This window comes from Acetobacter farinalis (genome assembly GCF_011516935.1).
GTDB lineage: Bacteria > Pseudomonadota > Alphaproteobacteria > Acetobacterales > Acetobacteraceae > Acetobacter > Acetobacter farinalis.
Genome location: NZ_WOTF01000067.1, coordinates 1 through 890 on the forward strand (window position 1 = coordinate 1; position 890 = coordinate 890).

1 pseudogene is annotated in these 890 nt (G+C 53.6%); it reads left to right on the forward strand.

What is annotated here, in order from left to right:
- Positions 1-153: 153 nt before the first annotated feature.
- A pseudogene (locus GOB82_RS13215) lies at positions 154-780 on the forward strand (disulfide oxidoreductase); the annotation flags it as partial.
- Between the last annotated feature and the right edge of the window lie 110 nt (positions 781-890).

The window sequence follows — 890 nt, forward strand, 5'->3', positions numbered from 1 at the left end:
TATAATCATGACAGACCCAACATGGGGAACGGTGGGTTCACACCCGCCCAGAAACTAAAAGCAGCTGCCTGAATTCTCAGTCAGAACCCCTCTAAAAATGGGGGGATTACCCAGACTGCTGACTACGTTGAAATCACCACAGAGGAAAAAAAGCCCCAACTTCGGATCGTCTTACAGGAAACGGTCAATGCCAGCCTGTGGGAAAACAGTGTCCCGATCCTTGAAGAACTGGAATTCGACAACAGAAGCGAAAATACATATCCGGTTGTTGAAATAACCATTACCAGCGAGCCGCATTTTCTGACGCCTCGGTCGTGGATGCTCCAGCAGATCGGCCCCGATGAACTTCGGATTCTGAACGATCGTGACCTAACACTGGATGGCTCATTGCTTTCGGCCCAGACCGAAGCATCAAGGGCCGTGGTGACCATCGTCGCCCGTGCAGGAGAACAGGAACTTGCGAGGGTAACACGCGATGTCCGGATGCTTGCACGCAATGAATGGGGCGGCCTGTCCGGTATCCCCGACATTCTCGCGGCCTTTGTCCTTCCCAATGATCCTGCCATTGCCCGTATCCTGCGCAGTGCATCCGAGATCCTCCGACAGGCTGGTCAGTCCCCTTCACTGGAAGGTTATCAGGGGGACAAGGCGCGCGTATGGGCGCAGGCTCAGGCGCTGTGGTGTGCCATCTGCGCACTGGATATTACCTACATCAATCCACCTGCGTCTTTCGTTGAAAATGGCCAGCGTATCCGTCTTCCAACACAGGTTGTCGAGGAATGGACTTGTAACGGTTTTGTGCCGGTCAGAAGTGATTATGCCACTCTTGCTTCGAAAGCGAGAGGGCTGATGCCACCCAGATATGAATGGCGTCGACGTGGATTGTAGAA